The 21604-nt window shown below is 37.1% G+C and carries 20 protein-coding genes and 1 riboswitch; of the genes, 9 read left to right on the top strand and 11 right to left on the bottom strand.

Annotated elements, in window-relative coordinates; translation table 11 throughout:
* Positions 1–17: 17 nt before the first annotated feature.
* Positions 18–317: a c-type cytochrome gene (locus tag B6A32_RS00695; RefSeq protein ID WP_085300846.1), complete on the bottom strand. Its 300-nt coding sequence runs from the start codon at positions 315–317 to the stop codon at positions 18–20.
* A gap of 172 nt (positions 318–489) precedes the next feature.
* Here B6A32_RS00695 and B6A32_RS00690 point away from each other — a divergent pair, with 172 nt between their 5' ends.
* Together B6A32_RS00690 and B6A32_RS00685 are read left to right on the top strand one after the other, a co-directional pair.
* A complete protein-coding gene (locus B6A32_RS00690) occupies positions 490–795 on the top strand; it encodes a DUF3630 family protein (RefSeq protein WP_085300845.1) in 306 nt (101 codons plus the stop codon).
* A 296-nt stretch (positions 796–1091) separates the two neighbouring features.
* A complete protein-coding gene (locus tag B6A32_RS00685) occupies positions 1092–1562 on the top strand; it encodes a DUF523 domain-containing protein (RefSeq protein ID WP_085300844.1) in 471 nt (156 codons plus the stop codon).
* A gap of 7 nt (positions 1563–1569) precedes the next feature.
* Here the strand turns inward: B6A32_RS00685 and B6A32_RS00680 are convergent, their stop codons facing one another.
* Positions 1570–2583, bottom strand: coding sequence for a GGDEF domain-containing protein (locus B6A32_RS00680; RefSeq protein WP_085300843.1), 1014 nt, complete (start codon positions 2581–2583; stop codon positions 1570–1572).
* Positions 2584–2845: 262 nt separating this feature from the next.
* Here B6A32_RS00680 and B6A32_RS00675 point away from each other — a divergent pair, with 262 nt between their 5' ends.
* The gene (locus B6A32_RS00675; protein ID WP_085300842.1) at positions 2846–4630 is read left to right on the top strand and encodes a DUF885 domain-containing protein; all 1785 of its coding nucleotides are present in this window, start codon (positions 2846–2848) and stop codon (positions 4628–4630) included.
* Between the two features lie 83 nt (positions 4631–4713).
* Positions 4714–4796, bottom strand: a riboswitch (cyclic di-GMP riboswitch).
* A gap of 282 nt (positions 4797–5078) precedes the next feature.
* Entirely contained in the window at positions 5079–6911 is a 1833-nt protein-coding gene (locus B6A32_RS00670; RefSeq protein ID WP_085300841.1) for a tetratricopeptide repeat protein, read from the top strand.
* Positions 6912–7014: 103 nt separating this feature from the next.
* Here B6A32_RS00670 and B6A32_RS00665 read toward each other — a convergent pair whose 3' ends face one another.
* The gene (locus B6A32_RS00665; RefSeq protein WP_085300840.1) at positions 7015–7269 is read right to left on the bottom strand and encodes a hypothetical protein; all 255 of its coding nucleotides are present in this window, start codon (positions 7267–7269) and stop codon (positions 7015–7017) included.
* Positions 7270–7525: 256 nt separating this feature from the next.
* Here B6A32_RS00665 and tesB point away from each other — a divergent pair, with 256 nt between their 5' ends.
* Positions 7526–8383: an acyl-CoA thioesterase II gene (gene tesB / locus B6A32_RS00660; protein ID WP_085300839.1), complete on the top strand. Its 858-nt coding sequence runs from the start codon at positions 7526–7528 to the stop codon at positions 8381–8383.
* On the opposite strand, the gene B6A32_RS00655 is transcribed toward tesB, so the two are convergent.
* Together B6A32_RS00655 and B6A32_RS00650 are read right to left on the bottom strand one after the other, a co-directional pair.
* The gene (locus tag B6A32_RS00655; RefSeq protein WP_085300838.1) at positions 8367–9632 is read right to left on the bottom strand and encodes a mechanosensitive ion channel family protein; all 1266 of its coding nucleotides are present in this window, start codon (positions 9630–9632) and stop codon (positions 8367–8369) included. The genes tesB and B6A32_RS00655 overlap by 17 nt on opposite strands.
* Complete coding sequence (locus tag B6A32_RS00650; RefSeq protein ID WP_085300837.1) at positions 9632–10537, bottom strand: acyltransferase; 906 nt, start codon at positions 10535–10537, stop codon at positions 9632–9634. Before B6A32_RS00650 ends, B6A32_RS00655 begins: the two co-directional genes overlap by 1 nt.
* A gap of 442 nt (positions 10538–10979) precedes the next feature.
* Here B6A32_RS00650 and proB point away from each other — a divergent pair, with 442 nt between their 5' ends.
* On the top strand, positions 10980–12080 hold the full coding sequence (gene proB / locus B6A32_RS00645; RefSeq protein WP_085300836.1) for a glutamate 5-kinase: 1101 nt from the start codon (positions 10980–10982) through the stop codon (positions 12078–12080).
* A gap of 60 nt (positions 12081–12140) precedes the next feature.
* Here the strand turns inward: proB and B6A32_RS00640 are convergent, their stop codons facing one another.
* The 5 genes from B6A32_RS00640 to ilvC all read right to left on the bottom strand — a co-directional run bounded on the left by B6A32_RS00640 (position 12141) and on the right by ilvC (position 16306).
* Positions 12141–12647: a hypothetical protein gene (locus B6A32_RS00640; protein WP_085300835.1), complete on the bottom strand. Its 507-nt coding sequence runs from the start codon at positions 12645–12647 to the stop codon at positions 12141–12143.
* A 45-nt stretch (positions 12648–12692) separates the two neighbouring features.
* The gene (locus B6A32_RS19400; RefSeq protein WP_233131318.1) at positions 12693–12815 is read right to left on the bottom strand and encodes a lipopolysaccharide assembly protein LapA domain-containing protein; all 123 of its coding nucleotides are present in this window, start codon (positions 12813–12815) and stop codon (positions 12693–12695) included.
* 237 nt (positions 12816–13052) lie between these two features.
* A complete protein-coding gene (locus B6A32_RS00630) occupies positions 13053–13883 on the bottom strand; it encodes a glucosaminidase domain-containing protein (RefSeq protein WP_085300833.1) in 831 nt (276 codons plus the stop codon).
* A gap of 506 nt (positions 13884–14389) precedes the next feature.
* Positions 14390–14707: a pyrimidine/purine nucleoside phosphorylase gene (gene ppnP, locus B6A32_RS00625; RefSeq protein ID WP_085300832.1), complete on the bottom strand. Its 318-nt coding sequence runs from the start codon at positions 14705–14707 to the stop codon at positions 14390–14392.
* A gap of 114 nt (positions 14708–14821) precedes the next feature.
* The gene (gene ilvC / locus B6A32_RS00620; RefSeq protein WP_085300831.1) at positions 14822–16306 is read right to left on the bottom strand and encodes a ketol-acid reductoisomerase; all 1485 of its coding nucleotides are present in this window, start codon (positions 16304–16306) and stop codon (positions 14822–14824) included.
* Positions 16307–16473: 167 nt separating this feature from the next.
* On the opposite strand from ilvC, the gene ilvY reads away from it, so the two are divergent.
* A complete protein-coding gene (gene ilvY, locus B6A32_RS00615; protein WP_085300830.1) occupies positions 16474–17373 on the top strand; it encodes an HTH-type transcriptional activator IlvY in 900 nt (299 codons plus the stop codon).
* A 19-nt stretch (positions 17374–17392) separates the two neighbouring features.
* Here the strand turns inward: ilvY and B6A32_RS00610 are convergent, their stop codons facing one another.
* Entirely contained in the window at positions 17393–18910 is a 1518-nt protein-coding gene (locus B6A32_RS00610; protein ID WP_085300829.1) for a YifB family Mg chelatase-like AAA ATPase, read from the bottom strand.
* A gap of 518 nt (positions 18911–19428) precedes the next feature.
* On the opposite strand from B6A32_RS00610, the gene ilvG reads away from it, so the two are divergent.
* Both ilvG and ilvM read left to right on the top strand, forming a co-directional pair.
* On the top strand, positions 19429–21096 hold the full coding sequence (ilvG, locus tag B6A32_RS00605; RefSeq protein WP_085300828.1) for an acetolactate synthase 2 catalytic subunit: 1668 nt from the start codon (positions 19429–19431) through the stop codon (positions 21094–21096).
* Positions 21096–21341, top strand: coding sequence for an acetolactate synthase 2 small subunit (gene ilvM / locus B6A32_RS00600; RefSeq protein WP_085300827.1), 246 nt, complete (start codon positions 21096–21098; stop codon positions 21339–21341). Before ilvG ends, ilvM begins: the two co-directional genes overlap by 1 nt.
* Positions 21342–21604 lie beyond the last annotated feature (263 nt).

Genomic DNA, 21604 nt, shown 5'->3' with positions numbered 1-21604 from the left:
TCAAAACATAAAGCTTATTATTTAAGGCCAGCGTAGTAAGCTGCGATGTTAGCAACATCTTCATCAGATAATGCCATTGCCATAGGCGCCATTACTGGATCTTTACGGTTGCCCGATTTAAAATCTTTTAATTGCTTTGCAAGGTAAGCTTCTTTTTGACCAGCAAGATTAGGGTACATAGGAACAGCAGAAATACCAGCAGCACCGTGACAAGCTGCACACATAGCTGATTTTGCTTTACCGGCAGCTGCGTCACCAGCAAATGCTGGAGAAGCCATCATAACAGTAGCAGCAACGGCTAAAGTAAGTTTTTTCATAGATAATATCTCTCTTTGGTAAATAATTTTAAGGGATCCTTTGTTGATTATATGTAAAAAAAATACCGTTGTCGTTGCTTTTTTTAAATGCACACTCGGATGAAAAATAATCTAATACATTACGCCAAGGATATATGTTTTCAACAATTAACTCATTTGAAGTAGAAACGGTATGCTAAAAGAAAAGAAAATAGAAATCATAAAGCTTGAAGAAATAAATGTCACAACACTGCAACTTTCATTTAATATTGCATGGACAATGGATGATAAAACCTCAGTAATTAATCATATTTTACGCTTAACATCAGCGAAGAAATTAGAGGTTTTAGAAGGGGCAGATCTTTATAGTTTAAGAGTAAAAATTGCTGATAATGAATTTTTTCTCAATTTTGAAGAATATAGCCACGCTTGTTGGTTTGAATGTGTTAGCGAACAAGACATCTGCGGGTTACCAACCCTGAAACAACTTTTATTATAACTAACAACATAAGACCTATGCTTTTATTTACTTGGCAGAAAGTCTTATACCCAATGTAATAAATTGTTCACCAATGTTAAGCGAGGATAAATTGTTCAAGAATACATGTTTATTGTTCCAGACTAAACATAAGTACCTGCATCCTAAGTTATTAGCGCAATAAAGGAGCATATTGTCGAGTAATAGCGGGTTATTGGGATTGAAAACAACGCAGTTATTGACGATTTAAACCGCCTTAAAGTGATCGATTATTTATTTCAATTGGTATTAATATTTAAATTGTATAGGAATAGCTAGTGGAAAAAATTCTCATCAGCAGCTGCTTTTTAGGTAATAAAGTGAGATACGACGGTGGTGACAACTTATTAGTTAATGCCACACTTTTGCGTTGGCAAGAAGAAAACCGTTTAGTCGTGATCTGTCCTGAGCTAGCAGGTGGGTTAACTACGCCAAGACCTCCTGCTGAATTGCAAGTTATTGACGGCAGCATTTCAGTTAAAACTATAACGGGTCAAGATGTGACTAACGAGTTTAAACAAGGCGCCTCTAAAGCGTTAATACTCTGTCAAAAACATCATATTCGATACGCCTTGTTAAAAGAGTCTAGCCCTTCTTGTGGTAGCACAACTATTTACAATGGTAGTTTCAAGCAAGAAAAAATCCTAGGACAAGGTGTTACCAGTGCAATATTAAGAGCGAACGGGATAAAGGTATTTTCAGAAAAAAACTTACCGCTTTTAATAACTGAACTCAGCGCAGATAAATAAATACCGGTTAAGTATTAGCAATATTAACGTGGTTAGTTCGTTTATTCGTATTATCATTAATCAGAGCGCGGGTTTGGTTAATAATATTATTAGCGCTGGTAGCAACATTAAAATCGCTAACACCGATACTCAACGTCATTTGAGGTAACCTAGTACCGGACTTGCTGGTAATAAACCTTAACTTCTCAACACTTTGTCGAATTTTTTCAGCTACCTCGCCAGCAACCATTCGTTTTATATTAGGCAATAAAATTAAAAACTCATCGCCAGCGGTTCGCACCGGTAACCCACTCTGACCAACATAACTGCTCACTTTATTGGCAATTTTTGTTAATAATACATCGCTGATTAATGGGCCTAAGCTTTCATTCATTTGAGTAAACTGATCAATATTAATAACAATTGCTGCAACTTGCTTTTTGGGGTCATCACAAAGCCAAAGTTCTAAATGCTGATTCATCGCTTTGAGATTATATAAACCGGTCAGCGGATCTAAGTAGATTTCTTTTTTGACGTCGTCCAACTCTACACGTAATGCGGCTGTAGATTTTTGTGAAAACTTAAGCTGTTTAGCAAGCTTTTCTTGTTCATGTTTAAATTGCTGAGCTGTTAAACGTATTTGTTTAATAGCGTTGAATATTTCGCTTCTATCTTTGGATTTTAGATTAACAATATTTTCGTCTAACTCAGTCACTAAACGCTGAGTATTAAGAGTAGATTGTTGACTATTAGCTTGTAAATCTACGAGCACTTCATCAAGATCGTCAATTAATTCACCTCTAAAAGCGCTTTGTCCTAAAATAAATTGACGATACATTTCTTCTAGAAAAAAATTATCGAGTTTCTTTTTAGATGCAAGTTGCTTTTCAATAGCACTATTAAGACTTTTTGAGTGTTTATTAAGGTAGCCGTAACTCACCGCGTAATTGATTGGAGTCGCCGCTATATGCCATAACTGCAATTGTTTTATGGCGGCATGCATTTTTTGTTCAGCTTGTGCTATAGAGTCATGGTACTGCACTATGCCAACTTTTTATTTCATTATTGCTAAATTTAACCGGTAGGTTATTGTCCAGTAATTTACATGAAAGTGCCATAATAAAATGCCTAAAGCCTGCAACAAGTAGCCATTTTGTGGCTAAAAAGCACAAAACGCGCTCCTAATAGACTAAAGTGTTGAAAAATTAAGACGTGATCGTAATCTTTGCTTTATAAATGGTTTCGATTTGTTATGGTAATTAAATCAGAGAGTATTTTAATATAATTAACATTTGAGATTTCTAATGAAAGCTTTTTCAATCACCTTATTCCTTGTTGCATTTATTATGGGTTGTCAGTCGACAAAACTTAACGCGCCAATTGTTAGCAACAATCTTGAACAAATAATTAAAGACTACCAGCAATTTAAAGACAACCAAAGCCCGTTTAATCAAGATATTGCCGGCGATACTAACAGTCGATTACCCGATTTATCTCCAAAAAACCTACAAGTGCAACATCTAGCACTGTCTGAAATTTACCAGCGACTATCAGCAATAGACGACAAAAACCTTAATCAATCTGAGGCCATTAATCATTCAGTTTTGTCATATAGCATAAAAAACCAACTCGATAATTACACCAACAAAGAGCATTACATGCCATTAACCGCTGAGTCAGGGTTCCATGTTTGGATTAGTCGAATTAAGAGCCAAGTAAGCTTTAAAACTGAACAAGATTATCGCGATTACATTTTGCGTATGCAGGCTTTACCAAAATATTTTACTCAACAAATGTATTGGATGGATAAAGGTATTGAAGCAGGTATTACTCAACCCAAAGTTGTACTGCTCGGTTTTGAAGACTCTATTAAAGCATTTATCAAGCCTGATGCGAGTTTAAGCACTTATTATCAACCATTTACTGCCATGCCTGAGTATTTTTCACCACAATTAAAAGCGCAACTAAAAGCACAAGCTATTAACGCTATTGTTGAGTCTGTAATACCCAGTTACCAACAATATTACGACTACATGGTAAATCGCTATCAACCCAATGCACGAAAAAATATAGCCGCAAGTTCTTTACCCAATGGTGATAACTATTATGTTAATCGATTACAACACTATACAACCTTGCCTAATACAGTTGATGAGGTACACAATACCGGTCTAGCCGAAGTAAAACGTATTCGCCATGAAATGGACACCATTATTGAGCAACTAAACTTTACCGGCAGCTTTGCTGACTTTGTCCATTTTTTACGCACAGATAAGCAATTTTACGCCACTAGCCCAGAAGGTTTATTAAAAGAAGCCTCGTTTATTGCTAAAAAAATGGATGCTCAATTACCGAAACTATTTAAGACATTGCCACGCACACCTTACGGCGTTATTGAGGTACCGGCGAACATTGCACCTAAATATACAACAGGCCGATATTCTGGCCCTTCACGCGATGATCAAGCAGGTAATTATTGGGTTAACACCTACCGTTTAGATCGCCGCCCTCTATATGTTTTAGAAGCACTAACGTTACATGAAGCAGTACCCGGACATCACTTACAAAACTCTATTGCTCGAGAAATGGAGAATGTACCTCAGTTTCGAAATAGTACTTATATTTCTGCGTTTGGTGAAGGCTGGGGACTTTACTCAGAGTACTTAGGTAAAGAAGCTGGATTTTATCAAAGCCCATATAGTGATTTTGGGCGCCTAACCTATGAAATGTGGCGTGCTTGTAGGTTAGTTGTTGATACCGGTATGCATGCGAAAGGCTGGAGTCGTGAACGTGCTATGAACTATTTGGCTGATAATACCGCTCTGTCACTGCACAATGTAAAAACTGAAATTGACCGTTACATTTCTTGGCCTGGACAAGCGTTATCTTATAAAATGGGCGAGTTAACCATCAAAAAGTTACGTCAACATGCAGAAAAAGAGCTAGGTACATCATTCGATTTACGCGATTTTCATGATCAAATATTAAAGAATGGTTCAATGCCATTATCAATGTTAGAAACTTTGATTTATAAGTATGTTGAAGATAAAAAATCGCAAGATAAAAGCAATAATGAAGAAAAGCGATGAGAAAACAAAGGAAGGCACGCAAAGTTACCAGAGACTAGAATGAAGGAACCGATAAATTAAGATAAGCCCCCACTATATCTAAATTTTGCAGTTCCGCTATCATAGGTTGCCCCTTAGATCGGTAACTTTGCGTCTCCAGTTTTCACTGGATTTGCCCTTATTAAGCTTAAAAAGCTCAGTAACAATTATAAATAAAGAATTATATTTGTAAACACCTTTTAATATCACTTTGGCAGCAACAATTAAAGCCTTGATATTAAAGAGTTTATTATTTATAGCTTAGGTTTAAAGTAGTATTACTAATGGTTAATTACGCTGTAGAGTTAATAATTTTTCAGCTTTAATTCTACATTATCAGTGCTAACTGTTAATTAAATACTTTAAATAAAATATAGTTACAGTAAAAAACAAAAGTGACCCACAACCTAAAAATGGAAGTTAACGTTCAATGAATCGAATGCTAATAGGTTTTTTAATCAGTATTTGTATCTCGCTTTCTATTCAAGCAAGTGAAACGAATAATGACATCAATTATATTCAAGTTATTGACAATTATTACAGTCTAAACAAAGAATTATTACTTTCACAAGATGTGGTCGATACAGCACAATCAATTGTCCATTTTAGAGATCAATTTAGCTCAAACACCATCGCCAAAGCATTTTCGCTTTTATCTGATGTTGCTTACAATCGAGGTAACTTGCTTGTGGCATTTCAACTCGCACAATATGGTAGTGAAATTGATCAAATAGCTACCGAAATACAGCTAGATTTAATGTTAAAAGTTGCTCGCGGCTATTATGCACAGGGGAACTACCTCCAATTACAAGATACCTCACAGGCTGCAGCATGGTTGGCTGAACAAGCCAATAATATGAATTATCATTTACAAGCTCTCGCATACTCTGTTGTCGCCTATGCATTAAGTGCTGAATACGAGGAAGCAGTAAAAACGCTTAATAAAGTTGAAACGTTACTCAATCAAAATCTCACCAATGTGGATCAAATAACATTGCTTGAAACTATTGCTCAAGCACATTTCTATTTATCAGAGTATAACAACGCTGTAGAAATTCTCACACATGTCATCAAGTTACGCACTGACATGGCAAGATCAGAAGGCCTTGCTCGCAGTTATCATTTAGTCGCTCAAGCTTATTATCAATTGCACCAATATGATGATGCATATAATGCTTTTTGGCAGTCATTAGAATTTTCTAAACAATATAAACTCGACATACATGCAGCTTATGCCGAGCTTGGTCTAGGTCAGGTATTACTTGAGCAACAGCGGCTTAAAGCGGCCAAAAAACACTTATTTAATGCCCAAGAGGTATTTAATCAATACAACTTAGTACGGGTTAAATTGTCGGCTAAAATTAGTTTAGTTAAAGTGTTATTTGCTTTAGGCGAAAACCAAGAAGCGGAAAGTACGTTGCTTTCAGCGCAAGTATTAACTGAAAACATTGTGCTTTCTCCACAGCAAATTGAATTGTATTTGTTATTAACCGACTACTATATTGTAAAAAATAATCTTCCACTTGCGCTGAAAAATCAAAGTCTTTATTTATCATTATATCGAGGGATATACCCTAACGTTAGTGTTAAAGATTCTTTCGCTAGAGCCGCTATATCAACAAGTGATAAAGCTAAGAAACTTGCTTTAAATTTAGCAGAGCAAAGCCAACTGAGCCTAAAGTTCAATGAAAAATATACTCAACAAAAAAATATCATTATTCTGCTTTCTCTACTCTTATGCTGTAGTACTGTTTTTATCGCTTTTTGTCGTTTTCAGACTCATCGCCAACAACTTAACCGTAGTTACGATGAAATAGAGTTGCCTCAAAACCAATTAGCACAACCAGTACAAACAAAACGTTGGTATCAACAGCAATATAAAATTGCTAGAAAATATCAATATGAAGCTTCTATCGCCTATTTAAAAATAGAAAACTGGCAAGAATTGAGCTTTCGTTTTAATCGGAAAACCCTTAACGATGTCAGCCAAACACTGGCTATCATTATTAATGAGAACATCGATGAAGAAGATTACGCTGGAGTCATAAGCACTGGCGAATATTTATTTTTATGTCCTCACCAAAGCCCTGAGCAGGCAGTGATAAAATTAACGCGTATTAAACAAGCAATAAGCACTCGCTTCTTCGCAAATCTAGGAGACTACTCGGTTAAAGTTGTATTCTCAATAGATTCGCCCAATATTCAAGATATTGATCCCTACGTATTTCTTTCACGTTTAAGCGAATGCTCTAGTAAAGAATAAATAAAGCCGTATTGTTTATAGCGGTAGGCTGAGGCTCTGAAATATTAAAAGGTAGCAATAAAAAAGCCGCTCTGTAAGCGGCATTTTTATATCAAAATAGGAATTAAGCTCTAACAGTAATATTTGGTGAGGTATTAATTTCGCCATCGTCCGAAATGGTCGCGGCATTATTATCACATAATAAAATAGCGATGTTGCCAGCTTTACTACTGCGAATAAAACAAAGATCGTAGCCGAATTGAGTCAAACTGCTAGTAGCAAATTTTTGCGCAAGCGAAAGCTTGTCCCACAAATTAGATTGCTCTGCGGTATATTGGCGTCTTTCTAGTAATACTTCTCGTTCAAGAACTGCGTGCACAATGGCCTCTTTATCACGTTAGTAATACGTATTTTACATTCATATTATACGTTTAGTAGCTGCAACATATCGTAGATCATTATTAAGATCAATCATTAAAGTTAAAATTTTCATAAATAAACTTTTGCTGGTTGGCCAGTATAGCAGCCTGCATTTGTCAAAAAGAATAATTTTTTAAAGTATATTTCGTTATTCTCCCGAGATAGCAGGTTATAATTAATGTAGATTTGTCACAGTTAAAGAGAGTAAGGTTTTTATGAGTCAGGTATTGGATGATCTTTCAGCACTTTTAAAATTAGAAGTAATAGAGCAGGGTATCTACCGTGGCGAAAGTCAAGATTTAGGCTTTAGAGCTTTATTTGGTGGCCAAGTTATGGGCCAAGCGTTGTCGGCCGCACAAGAAACCGTTGCAGAAACTCACAATGTACACTCTTTACATTCTTATTTTTTAAGACCAGGTGATGCCAGTAAGCCTGTAGTTTACCAAGTTGAAAATATTCGTGATGGTAAAAGCTTTAATACACGCCGTGTAAATGCAATTCAAAATGGCCAAGCAATTTTCTATATGACGGCTTCATTCCAACAGCAAGAGCAAGGTTTTGACCATCAAGATGTTATGCCTGTAGTGCCTAAGCCTGAAGAGTTAAAGTCGTATACTGATTTTATTTTTGATAATCAAGAAGCTATTCCTGAAGGAATACGCGGTAAATTCTTATCTGAAAAGCCAATAGAAACTCGCCCTGTCAAACAATACGATTGGCTAAAACCTGAAAAAACAGAAGCTAAGTGTCAAATGTGGATAAAAGCTAATGGTAAACTACCTGATGACCTTCGTATTCATACCTACTTATTAGCTTATACTTCTGACTTTAATTTTTTACCTACGGCTTTATTTCCTCATGGTGTTAGCTATTGGCAACCAAACTTTCAGTTAGCAACTATTGACCATTCCATGTGGTTTCACCGACCATTTCGCATAGACGAATGGTTGCTTTATTGTATTGATAGCCCATCAGCTAGTGGTGGTAGAGGGTTAGTAAAAGGACAAATATTTAACCAAGCTGGCTTGTTAGTCGCCTCTACTATGCAAGAAGGTGTTATGCGCCAACGTTAGATTGGGCATTTTTCCAGTCGTAACCGCTTGGGTGCTGAAACACTCGCAAGCCGAAAAGCGGTGCTGCTGCATATAAATGGTCGAATATATCAGCCTGTATAGCTTCATAATTCACCCAGTTTTGATCACTACTGAAAAAGTATAACTCTAGTGGCAAGCCAACCTCTGTTGCCGGTAACTGCCTTACCATACAGGTCATATTATGATGCACTTTTGAGTGCTGCTTTAAATAAGCCGTTATATAAGCTCTAAAGGTGCCAATATTGGTTAGCTGCCTTGTATTAATCGTTGAGACAGTTATAGCGCTATCAACATCTACTTCAACCTGTTGCTTGAATATTTCAGCTTTTTTCGCTGCTAAGTAATCTTTAAGTAAATTCACTGATGCCAATGATTCAAGTTGTTGTTGGTTATAAAACTCAATACTACTGACATCAATCACAATAGCGCGTTTAATTCTTCTGCCGCCAGAATTAAGCATGCCACGCCAATTTTTAAAAGAACCACTGGTTAAAGCGTAGGTAGGCACTGTGGTTATAGTATTATCAAAATTTTTCACTTTTACGGTATTTAAGCCTATCTCGATGACATCGCCATCGGCACCATACAGGGGTAATTCAATCCAATCGCCGGGTGCAACCATTCTATTAGCTGAAATTTGAATACTCGCGACCAAGCCTTTAATCGTATCCTGAAACACTAAAATTAACACCGCGGTTAAAGCGCCTAAACCACTAAGTAAGTAAAGCGGTGAACGATCTAAAATTTGCGATACCGCCAATATTGTTGCTACTAAATACACCACAAGCTTAATAACTTGTAAGGTCGAATTCAGCGGTAAGTATCGTTCGCTAGCAGTTTGTCGATAGAGTTTATTAATAACATTAAGCACAGCACTTATAGTGCGCGCTATTTGAAAACAAAGGCCTATTTTGGCAATCACTATCAGTACTGTGGCGAGTAATGAGCTTTCATCCAAAAAGTAAGGGGTCAGTAACAGTAATAATATAAAAGGAACTAACAAAGACATACGGGCAAATACTTGGTGATCAAAAAATAAATCGTCCCAAGTGTTTTTTGAAGCTGTGGTTAGTTTATGTATAAATACAAGTACATAGTTTTTCGCGATATAAAAACTAATGCTGCAAAACACTAAAATAATCAAGCAAGCGATAATCACCGAACTCAATGTTAAGTATGACTCATGTACACCTTGCGCCGTTAACCATGAAGTGATTATGTCCTGCATTAATTATCCTTGTTTGCTTGTTCTTCAAGCTGAAGCATTTTTTTATCTTTATCTAACCAAAGCTGATTAACCCACTTTTGAAACTGTATTTTATAAGCACGATCATTAACATAATCACCCTTTAAAGAATCGCCAATATCTTGCGTTTCAATAGCAATATCTACTTGCTTTATCTTGCCTGATAGAAAGTCTATAAAGTTTGGCTCACCATCGGGATAATAAATGGTTACATTAACAACTTTACTCAAATTGCCTTTCATTGCTTGTAATACAAAGCCAATACCACCCGCTTTAGGTTTTAATAACCGTTGAAAAGGCGAGTTTTGCTTCTGATGTTTTTCAGCGGTAAAGCGAGTTCCTTCAATAAAGTTCATTACACTTACTGGCTTGTGTTTAAACTTTTCGCAGGCTTTTTTGGTTGTTTCAATATCTTTACCTTTTAAGTGTGGATTTTTCCTTAAAAAGTGTTGGCTATAACGTTTCATAAAAGGAAAGTCGAGTGCCCACCATGCTAGTCCCAGAAACGGAACATAAATTAATTCTCTTTTTAGAAAAAACTTTAAGAATGGAATTTTGCCATGAAAAACACGCTGAAGAACTAAAATATCGGTCCAACTTTGATGATTACTAATCACTAAATACCAGTCTTTCATTTTTAGCTGTTCTAAGCCAGAAACGTTAATTTTTGTTTTAGTGAATAGCTTTTGGATAAAAGTATTAAAAAGTACCCAATTACTGGCCATTTGATCCAGTAAATAACTAAAGAATTTTTGCCACAATGGAATAGGCCCTAAAGCTTTTAACAACGAAAAGATTAGAATAGGTAGTAGCCACAATAAGGTGTTAGCAAGATACAAAAGCACAGAGAAGCACGCAATAATAGGGCCAGGTAAAAAATGTAGCATATAAACAACCGAAAAATTAAAGTCTAAGAACTAGCTATGATATTAATGGGTTTCGCACATATTTTCAGTAAAAATCGTTAAAAAAATAATAGCTTGTTAATAGAGAATATACATCGTAGTTATTTGAAGTGTATCTATAAACTAGTATCAACGTCACAAAAACAGGCTTTATAGCAGGTTTTATTTAACGTAATAAAGCTAGAATTCAAGTTTCTATGTTATTGCGAGGAAAAAGTAACATGGGTAAAAACGCACCATATATTTATTGCCATCGACATTCTGCGAATAAAACACCATATTAACTTAGTAAAACATTAACTTTAGTGCACTAATTCCATAAACCATTAAAAAAGAGTAAACAAGTCTAATACAGCGGCAAAAGTTGGTTGCAAAACTACCATGTTTCAAGGCAATCTTAACCAATAGAAAAAGAGGGATTGTAATGAATTTTAATCGGGTTGTAATAAAAGTTGGTAGTGCATTAGTTTCACCTGACGCTCAGGGTTGTAGCGGTAAGTATATACTCGCTATTGCGCGTTTTATTACTCAATGTCAGCAAGCAGGTAAAGAAGTTATTCTGGTTTCATCGGGTAGTGTAGCCGCTGGCAGAGGATTAATTGCGCACGGTTCATCCAATCCTTCAATACCTACAAAGCAAGCGATGGCGTCGGTTGGTCAAATGAAGATGATGGCTAACTGGCAACGCTTTTTTGATGTTCCTTGTAGCCAATTATTAATAACGCATGGCGACTTAAAAGATCGTCAACGCTACATTAGCATTAAAAACACCTTACGAATTTTACTCGAAAATGGCGTTATACCTATTGTTAACGAGAATGATACGGTGGCTACAGAAGAGTTAAAAGTTGGTGACAATGATAATTTAGCAGCATTAGTCGCTGTCGTTAGCGAAGCAGATAGTTTATTTATTTTAAGCGATGTTGACGGCGTATTCGAAGAAGATCCACGTATAAACCCACAAGCTAAATTAATTCCTGTTATCAACAAAATCGATGACGCTATTTATGCCATGGCAGGCGCTACCAATAATAGTATTGCTACCGGCGGCATGAAAACGAAAATTCAAGCAGCAGAAAAAGCGGTAGAAAACGGAATTGAAACCTACATTTTTAATGGTAGTCGTGGAGAAATATTCGAGCAAATATTACGTTTTGAAAATCCAGGCACTCACTTTGTTGCTAAAGAAAGTGCTACACGGGCACGTAAACATTGGTTAAAGCACACGTTAAAAAGTAGTGGTACGGTCTTAATAGATGTTGGCGCAGTTAGTGCTTTGAACAATAAAGGCGCATCTTTACTTCCTTCAGGTGTTGCTGATGTGACAGGAAACTTTAAAGTTGGCGATTGTATAGATATTTATGACGCCAAAAATGGCCAACATATCGCAAAAGGTATAAGCCAATACAATACCCATGATCTCAAGCGCATTAAAGGTTGTAAAAGTGATGAAATAAACACTTTACTCGGTTATTGTCCAAGCAAAGTCGTTATACACCGCGATGACATGGTAATGTTAAAATAATCAATAAGTTAATTGGTGCTTTATATATCGTGAGTAAACTTCTGCATAGATTTAATCGAACTAAAACTCTACCCTTAAACCCTCTTCTACAATGACTAAACTAGAAGGTGTAAATTTAAATAAATCATTACTAATACGATCAAAATCAATCAATACTGAAATGGGCAAATGTTGCCCGATAGTATTTTTAATTGAGTTAATAGAAGCCTCAGACTTTGGGAAGGTGTTATCAATAACATCAAATTTGGTTATTAATGGATTACTGACTTTCAAAGCGTTGCTCGCTTTGTCAAAAAATATTTGGCCTTTAAATGTAGCATCCGCAACAAGTTTGTTGCCATTATTGGTTACATTAATACGGGCGCTAATGGCTACTGATTGACTTGAAGAATATAATGCTAAATAAGGTGCTGAAGCCTCTAGTCGGTATTCCATATAATTTTCTACCATTGGAAACCTTAAGCTTAAAATACTATTTATTTGGCGCTCAGACATCGTTAACCCTAAAGCAAAAACTTGTTGGCTAAACACGATACAAACAAAAATCAATACGGCTATTTTTTTCATTACGACTACTTACCTTTTAAAAACCTTTCAATGACCTGTTAAAAACTACTTACGCTTACTTTTTATAATTAGACCTATGATCAAGCCAATAATTAACATCAAACCAATAAGAATAGCTCGCGGTATTGCAAACTCCCAAAACAGGAATGATATGCTAACTGTTGCCATATTCTGAAGTACAATAATCAGACACAAAATTGACAATATTAAAATAAAATACCGGTGTAATTTACTCATTTGTAACTCCTAGACATAAACTTATATTTTGGTTTTAACGAGACTAATATCATTTTACAACCAAAATCAGTAAATAACGCTTCTAACTTTTAGATACGATGACATATCTAAGAGTAACTCTTAGAGAAAGTATACTCGCTTGCTTTTAGTACGAGCTAAAAATCCAGACTACTCATTGCTAAGAGCAACAGTATTTTCAAAAGCGATTGTAAATCGTTGTAGCTTGTTTTGATGAATAAAATCAGTTAATTTTACTACATATAGGCTACCTTCTTCTGAATAGTCTGCCAGCGCCTTTGCTAAAGCAATACCTGTAAACGATAGCTCTTTATCGCGTAAGTCTGCTCTGTTTTCTCTTAATTCTGTATACGATTCATGACTATTTAGATTTAATATATAACTACGAACCGCCAAATTGACCGTATCAAACTTAGCAACTTCGTGACCTTTTCCTGATTCTCTTAACGATGGCACCATGCCGCACCCTGATGAAAAGCACCATTGGCCAAATAAATTATTACCTTGTCTTGCAAATCTAGATGATCCCCAGCCAGATTCAATAGCGGCTTGAGTCAGAGCTAACGATGGAGGCACGTAATCGACCCTTTTAAGCAACTCTTCAAAAATATTGTTATTAATATACTGATTTTCCAATTTATATTTTTTCGACACACTCAATAGCCAAGCCTGCTGTTTTGCACTTAACTTTTTAACTGGGATGTCTTTAAGCATTACAATGAGCTTTCTTAATTGTAATACGTGATTATTTTCTGCTTGAATAATGGGATATAAAGTCGAGAAGAACGCTTCTTTTTTTTCGTTTACGTTAGATATTTTTGAGAAGTCAGGTAATTTTTTTATGCCGATATTAGTTTGAGCATAAACGTTAGAAAGTAAAAGCGTGGAATTATTTCCGTTAACAACACCTGTAATTAGCGAAAAGATATAAAGTACACTGAAAAAAATCGCCGGCGTTTTAAATTTCATCTTACGTTTCATTTAGTACCTTAAGTTTGATGTAAAAATTGCGCATTATAGCATTTGAATGAAAGGGGAATTTTATTTATTTGTACAATTGCATCAATCCTAATAGTAATTTTCATTAATGCACCTTTATAACTGAGCATCTATAAATTGCCTATAAACAGTTAAAATTGTTTTTTATATTATGGTAGAACTTGGTATTTGGAGGATTTAACAATGAATAAAGCAATATCAGGCATAGCATTACATCATGTTTCTACTAGGCCATTAGGAGAGAAAAGAATGACAGGTGCAACAAATATTAAAGCTATAACCGAGTAAGTTTACTGGTTTAGTTCAATTAGCATATAGCTAATAATGTAGATTCAAACTCTAAAGATAAGAACTAATTTTTATTTAGGTGTAATTTTTGCTCTATTGGAAGTTAGAGTATTGTGCAAACATCACTAAAAAGCGCTTTATTTGCACAAGAGTTTATTATTCAATGGATGAACGTCAAATAAAAGTTATAACTCAACAAATTATTCAGTAATATAAGTACAACAGTAGTCAGCTAATTCACTTACTTTAATATCAAAAGAGGCGTTCGCTGGCACATAAAAAGATTGGTTAGCTGTTATGGTCTGCCAAGTATCACTACCAGGTAATAACACGCTAACAACACCTTGTTGAAATTCCATCAACTCTTTTTCAGCCGTTTTAAAGGTGTATTCACCCGGCATCATAATACCTAAGGTTTTGAATGAACCATCCGCAAAGGTAACTTTTCTGCTGGTAACTTGGCCATCAAAATAAACACTTGCTACGGTTGAGATAGTGACGTTATTAAATTCTGTCATGAGTTTTCCTTTTTTACTTAATCTGTTTATTCGAGATAAATGTGTGACATAAAAAAAGCGGTACTAGCTCAATGCGCTAACACCGCTTTTTAATAATCTGTGTCGTTTTAGTTATTAAGCGTTTGCTTCTACAATGCGCTTCATGTCGGTCATGTAGCCACGTAATTCTTTACCAATTGACTCAACGCCATGGCTGCGAATGGCTTCGTTTACTTCGATTAAACGTGCGTTATCAACACCGTTTGAAGTCGACTTTAAGCCTTCGCCTAATTCTTCTAGTGTTAATTTGCTAGCGAACTCTTCTAATAAAGGTACTGCCGCATGTGAGAATAAGTAGTTGCCGTATTCTGCCGTATCTGAAATAACTACGTTCATTTCATAAAGCATATTACGTGCAATAGTATTAGCAATTAGTGGTGTTTCATGTAGTGACTCATAGTAAGCCGAAGCATTAATAATGCCTGAGTCAACCATAGCATCAAACGCTAGTTCAACACCGGCTTTAACCATAGCAACAACGAAAATACCTTTATCATAATATTCTTGCTCTGAAATTTCAGTGTCACAGGTTGGTGCTTTTTCAAAAGACGTTTCAGCAGTTTCTTCACGCCATTTTAATAAGTTAGCATCGCCATTATCCCAATCAGCCATCATACCGGCAGAGAAACGACCTTCGATGATGTCATCCATATGTTTTTGAAATAAAGGACGTAAAATTTCTTTTAATTCTAAAGACATATCAAATGCTTTAATTTTAGCTGGGTTTGATAAACGGTCCATCATGTTAGTAATGCCACCGTATTTTAAACCTTCTGTAACACCTTCGATACCGTATTGTAATAATTTACGTGCGTAACCTGCATCAACACCTTGAGCCAACAATTGCTTGTGACCTAAGATAGCGGCAGTTTGTAACATGCCACAAAGAATAGTTTGTTCACCCATTAAGTCAGACTTAACTTCAGCGATAAATGAAGAGGCTAAAACACCAGCGCGATCGCCACCTGTTGCAGAAGCATAAGCTTTAGCAATAGCCCAACCATTACCTTGTGGATCGTTCTCAGGGTGAACAGCAATAAGTGTTGGTACGCCAAAACCACGTTTGTATTCTTCACGCACTTCAGTACCTGGACACTTAGGTGCCACCATAACAACGGTAATGTCAGGGCGAATTTGCATACCTTCTTCAACAATGTTGAAACCATGTGAGTAAGCTAACGTTGAGCCTTCTTTCATTAGTGGCATAACCGCATTAACCGCTGACGTATGCTGCTTATCAGGTGTTAAGTTTAATACTAAATCGGCTTGTGGAATTAGTTCTTGGTAGTTACCAACAGTAAAACCATTTTCAGTCGCCCATTGGTAAGATTGACGTTTTTCAGCAATCGCGGCATCACGAAGTGCATAAGAGATATTTAAACCTGAATCGCGCATGTTTAAACCTTGGTTAAGCCCTTGTGCGCCACAACCTACGATAACAATATTCCAATCTTTAATGAAGTTACAGCCATCACTAAACTCTTCACGCTTCATAAAGCGACACTTGCCTAGTTGTGCCAATTTTTCGCGTAAACTTAATGTATTGAAATAGTTAGACATCGTATTCTCCTGTGCTTGGTACAACCAAGAAATTAGTTAGGTGGTCAGTTTGTTGACCTTAACCACATCATAGCGAAAACTTATCGTTGCTTAAAATGATATATTTGCATTGCTGTGTTGCAATTTTTGCAATACAGTTAGGTGTAATGACGATTTAAGGAATAAATATGGAATTAAAATCTTTGCGTATGTTTGTCGATTTAGCCAAGTCGTTACATTTTGGCAAAACCGCAGAGCAGCATCATGTTAGCCCCTCAACGCTCAGTCGTGTCATTCAACGACTTGAAATTGAATTGGGTAACGCATTGCTACATCGCGACAATCGTACAGTGGTGTTAAGCGAAGCGGGCCAACAATTCTACCAATTTGCTGAGCAGCAACTTGAGCAATGGCAATTGTTACAGCTTTCGCTGAACCAAAAGCATGCCGAACTGCAAGGCAAACTTCATATTTATTGCTCTGTTACTGCCGCTTATAGTCATTTACCACCGCTACTTGAGCGCTTTAGGCAGCAACATCCTATGGTAGAAATTATGCTAACCACAGGTGATGCAGCTGACGGTTTGGAGCAAGTTGAAAAACAAGCAGTAGATCTTGCTATTGCGGCAAAACCAGAACAGCTATCACGTATTTTTACTTTTCAGCATTTAGCAAAAATTCCTTTTGCAGTTATTGCGCCTAAGATGATTTGCCAAGTACAACAACAAATTCAGCAAGATTTTCTTTGGTCTGATATACCGATTATTTTGCCCGAGCACGGCCCTGCACGAAAACGATTTGAATACTGGTTTCGGAAAAAACAGCAAGGAAAAGCCAATATTTACGCAACAGTGTCAGGACACGAAGCATTGGTCAGCATGGTCGCTTTAGGGTGTGGAGTAGGCATAGTGCCGCAAGTTGTGGTGGAAAATAGCCCAGTTAAAGATAGGGTTCAATACTTAGCAGATGCAGGCGAAATTACCCCGTTTGATCTCGGGGTATGCTGTTTGAATCAGCATAAAGACAAACCATTGATTCAAGCTTTTTTTGAAGCTATTCAATCGTATCAGTCAGATCAAAACGCTTAAAATCTCTGTCGTATTGTGATTATATTGCTTCAGTCAAATGGCGTAATATTCTATCCATAGCCCGATACGACAGTGCTTCGATTAAGTGTTTACGTTCAATATGTTCTAACGATTCCATATCTGCCAGTGTTCTAGCGATTTTAAGTATTTTATGATGCGCCCTGGTAGATAAATTGAGCTTTTCAATAGCAAGCTCCAAAAACTCATTGTCTTCGTCGTTTAATTGACAAAAACTTCTAACCTCGGCGCTAGTTAACTGCGCATTCGCCTTACCTTGACGAGATATTTGTCTTTGATGGCAAGTGCTTACCCTTTTTTGAATCGTGCTACTCGACTCACCTTTACCGTTATCGTTTGCCCACATACCACGCGGTAAACGAGTCACTTCAATCTGAATATCAATACGATCTAAAAAGGGCCCTGACAGCCGGTTGAGGTAACGTAATACCTGCTCAGGTGTACTACGTTTATCATTGTAAAACCCAGTAGGACTGGGGTTCATAGCAGCTACTAATTGAAATTGTGCTGGAAAAGTTTGTTTTACTAGCGCCCGCGAAATGGTTACCTCACCAGACTCTAATGGTTCACGTAACACGTCGAGCACTTTGCGCTCAAATTCGGGTAATTCATCGAGAAAAAGTACGCCGTTATGCGCCAATGAAATTTCACCCGGTTGCGGGTGACTGCCGCCGCCGACTAGCGCAGCTGAAGAGGCGGTGTGATGTGGCGCTCGAAAAGGTCGTGTTAACCATGACTCTGGACTAATATTTTTATGGCAAATAGATTGAATTGCCGCACTCGACAGAGCTTCTTGCTCAGTCATGGGAGGCAAAATTCCAGGTAATCGACTCGCCAACATGGTTTTTCCGGTTCCTGGTGGCCCTATGAAAAGTAAATTGTGCCGACCGCTAGCAGCAAGCTCTAATGCCCTTTTGGCTAATGGTTGGCCAACAACATCGGCAATGTCATGTTCGATTTTGGTCTCATACTCTTGTAAAATTTTTGTCGGAACCAGCGGCAGGCTCTGCTGTTTTAAAAAGTGCGGAAATAACTGGCTTAGATGAGATAGGCTTAATATGTTTACTGCTTGAACCCAACTTGCTTGTTCTGCATTTTCGCTGGGTATAACTAAGGTTCGGCCACTTTCTCTGCAGGCCATTGCCATCGGAATTTCACCAATAATCGGCCTGAGCTCTCCCGACAGTGCAAGTTCACCAGCAAATTCATATTTGTTTAAGTCGGTATCTGGCAATTGAGCAGCAGCGGCCAGAATACCAATGGCAATAGGTAGGTCGAAGCGACCGCCTTCTTTGGGCAAATCGGCGGGAGCCAAGTTAACGGTTATACGCTTTGCAGGGAATTCATAGCCACAATTGATAATAGCGCTACGCACACGATCTTTCGCTTCACGTACTGATGTTTCAGGTAAACCAACAATATTAAAAGCCGGTAACCCGTTAGCTAAGTGAACTTCTACGGTAACTAAAGGCGATTCGAGCCCAATACGCGCTCGACTGAAAACACAGGCTAAGGTCATAAAAATCCATTTTTATTTTTACATATCGAACAGAAAGTGTAGTTAAACAAACCCCATTGCGCGAAAAATAATCAGCTAAAATTTTTCATAATATCTTGGCCGTTATAACGCGTAATTATTTTTTACTGAAAAAAACACTAATAAACCACTTGCGCTTGATATTAGAGCTATGGTACTAATTTAAATAGGCTTGAAACTCTTAGCACTCAACAAATAATTTTACAGATAAATTAAATAAATATGCAAAACTATACCTTAGTGATTATTAACGTCCTCATCGTGGTGATTCTCAAATCGTCGCGGGGTATTTGTTGAACTAAAGAAAATTAAAAATCTTAAAATAACAAACCCCCCGCTTCGCAAGGACCGGGGGGTTTGTCGTATTAAAATATTAAACCGCGCATAGCGCACAAACATTATTAACTTTTGGAGAATACTTGTTAATTTTAATAAATTTATACTTTTCACTTTAGTGAATGGTTTATGAATAAAATATTTTTAATAAGTTAAACAATTACATGACAACAACTGAAAAAAAATTAACCGGCGCTAGCTTATTATTTAACGTGCTAGAACAGCATGGTGTTGAACATGTTTTTGGCTACCCAGGTGGTGCAATAATGCCGATTTACGACGCACTTTATGACAGTGGCGTTGAACATTTTTTATGTCGACATGAGCAAGGTGCAGCATTTTCGGCTGTAGGTTATGCAAGGGCATCGGGAAAAGTTGGTGTTTGTTTAGCAACATCAGGCCCAGGCGCAACTAACTTAATCACGGGTCTTGCTGATGCTTTGGCCGATTCTATTCCCGTTGTTGCTATAACCGGCCAAGTAGCCACTGCCGCTATGGGTTCAGATGCCTTCCAAGAAATAGATATTTTTGGTTTATCACTGGCCTGTACCAAGCATTCTTTTCAAGTCACTAATATTGACGATTTAGCAGATGTTTTACATCAAGCCTTTGCCATCGCATTAGAGGGCAGACAAGGGCCAGTATTGGTTGATATTCCAAAAGACATTCAAATTGCAGCCGTTAATGGCTCGGTCGATGATTTAGTTAATTTACAAAACAAAGTTAAGTTACCACCAGCAAACGTAGGCAATGCATTAGCATTATTAAATCAAGCGAAAAAGCCGATTTTATATGTTGGCGGTGGTGTTGGCATGGCTAATGCTATTGATGAGTTACGCGATTTTGCCAAAATAACTGGCTTACCTTGCGTGTCAACATTAAAGGGGCTTGGCGCCATTGACCCCGAAGACAAATACTATATGGGCATGCTAGGAATGCATGGCACTAAAGCTTCTAATTTAGCGGTACAAGAGTGTGATTTATTAATTGCCGTTGGAGCTCGTTTTGATGACCGAGTAACAGGTAAATTAAACGAATTTGCGCCCAATGCAAAAGTTATTCATTTTGATATTGATACTGCTGAAATTAATAAACGCAGAGTTGCTGACGCTTCAATTTTAGGCGATTTAAAAGTTAATTTACCGGCCTTAGCTATTCCATTATCGATTGAGCCATGGAAAGCATTTTGTTTACAAATGAACGCCGATTATGCCTGGGATTATAATCACCCTGGCGAGACTATTTTTGCGCCAGCAGTCTTGAAAGAAATCAGCGATAAAATGCCTAAAAATAGCTGTGTAACTACCGATGTAGGCCAGCATCAAATGTGGGCAGCGCAACATATGGTATTTGACGATCCAAGTAACTTTTTAACCAGTGCCGGCATGGGGACTATGGGCTTTGGTATACCTGCGGCGGTTGGTGCACAAGTAAGCCGACCAACTAATTGTATTATTGCCATTTCAGGTGATGGCTCTTTTATGATGAATGTACAAGAGTTATCAACCATTAAACGTTTTCAATTACCGGTTAAAATAGTGCTAATTGATAACGCTAAGTTAGGTATGGTTCGCCAATGGCAAGACCTATTTTTTAATGGCCGATTAAGTGAAACCGACTTAGCTGATAACCCTGATTTTATTATGTTAGCTAATGCTTTTGATATTAAAGCTCAAATGATCACTAAAAAGTCAGAAGTAAGTGCTGCTATCGAAGAAATGCTAGAGCACGATGGTCCATATTTATTACAAGTTAAAATTGACGCACAAGACAACGTATGGCCGTTAGTGCCACCGAATACGGCAAACGATAAAATGATGGAGAGTACCTAATGAATAATTATCAATTAATGATATCAGTAGATGATAAGCAAGTGGTACTTGAGCGCATATTACAAGTTACCCGTTATCGTGGTTTTTTAATCAATGGCATGAACGCTAAGGTTAATACCGGAACCAAAATTGGTACCATCGAATTAATGGTTAGCAGTGAACGCCCAATTGAGCTTTTAGTCGACCAGATTAATAAACTGATCGATATCAAAGAAGTAAAAGTAGACCACACAGCAATGCAGTAAGAGCATGCCTGCACTAGTTTAACAAAGCTTTAACGCATACAACATGCAAGGTTTAATGGTGAACTTATGCCGTGGCAAAATGCTACGGCACATGTTTTAACCATCATATTCATTAGGGGTCAGCGGTATTTGAAGCTACTTTTCACGGGACAACAACAATACCTGAAAATTGCTTAAAACCAGTTTAATCACTTTATACGTTCTAACTTCGCTTAATATGTTTACGTTAAGTAAAGTGCAGTAACATTGCTAAACTACAATGA

Source organism: Colwellia polaris (assembly GCF_002104515.1).
GTDB classification, from domain to species: Bacteria; Pseudomonadota; Gammaproteobacteria; order Enterobacterales; family Alteromonadaceae; genus Cognaticolwellia; species Cognaticolwellia polaris.
The sequence above is the reverse complement of the archived record's forward strand: the minus strand, read 5'-3'. Positions and strand labels throughout refer to the sequence as shown.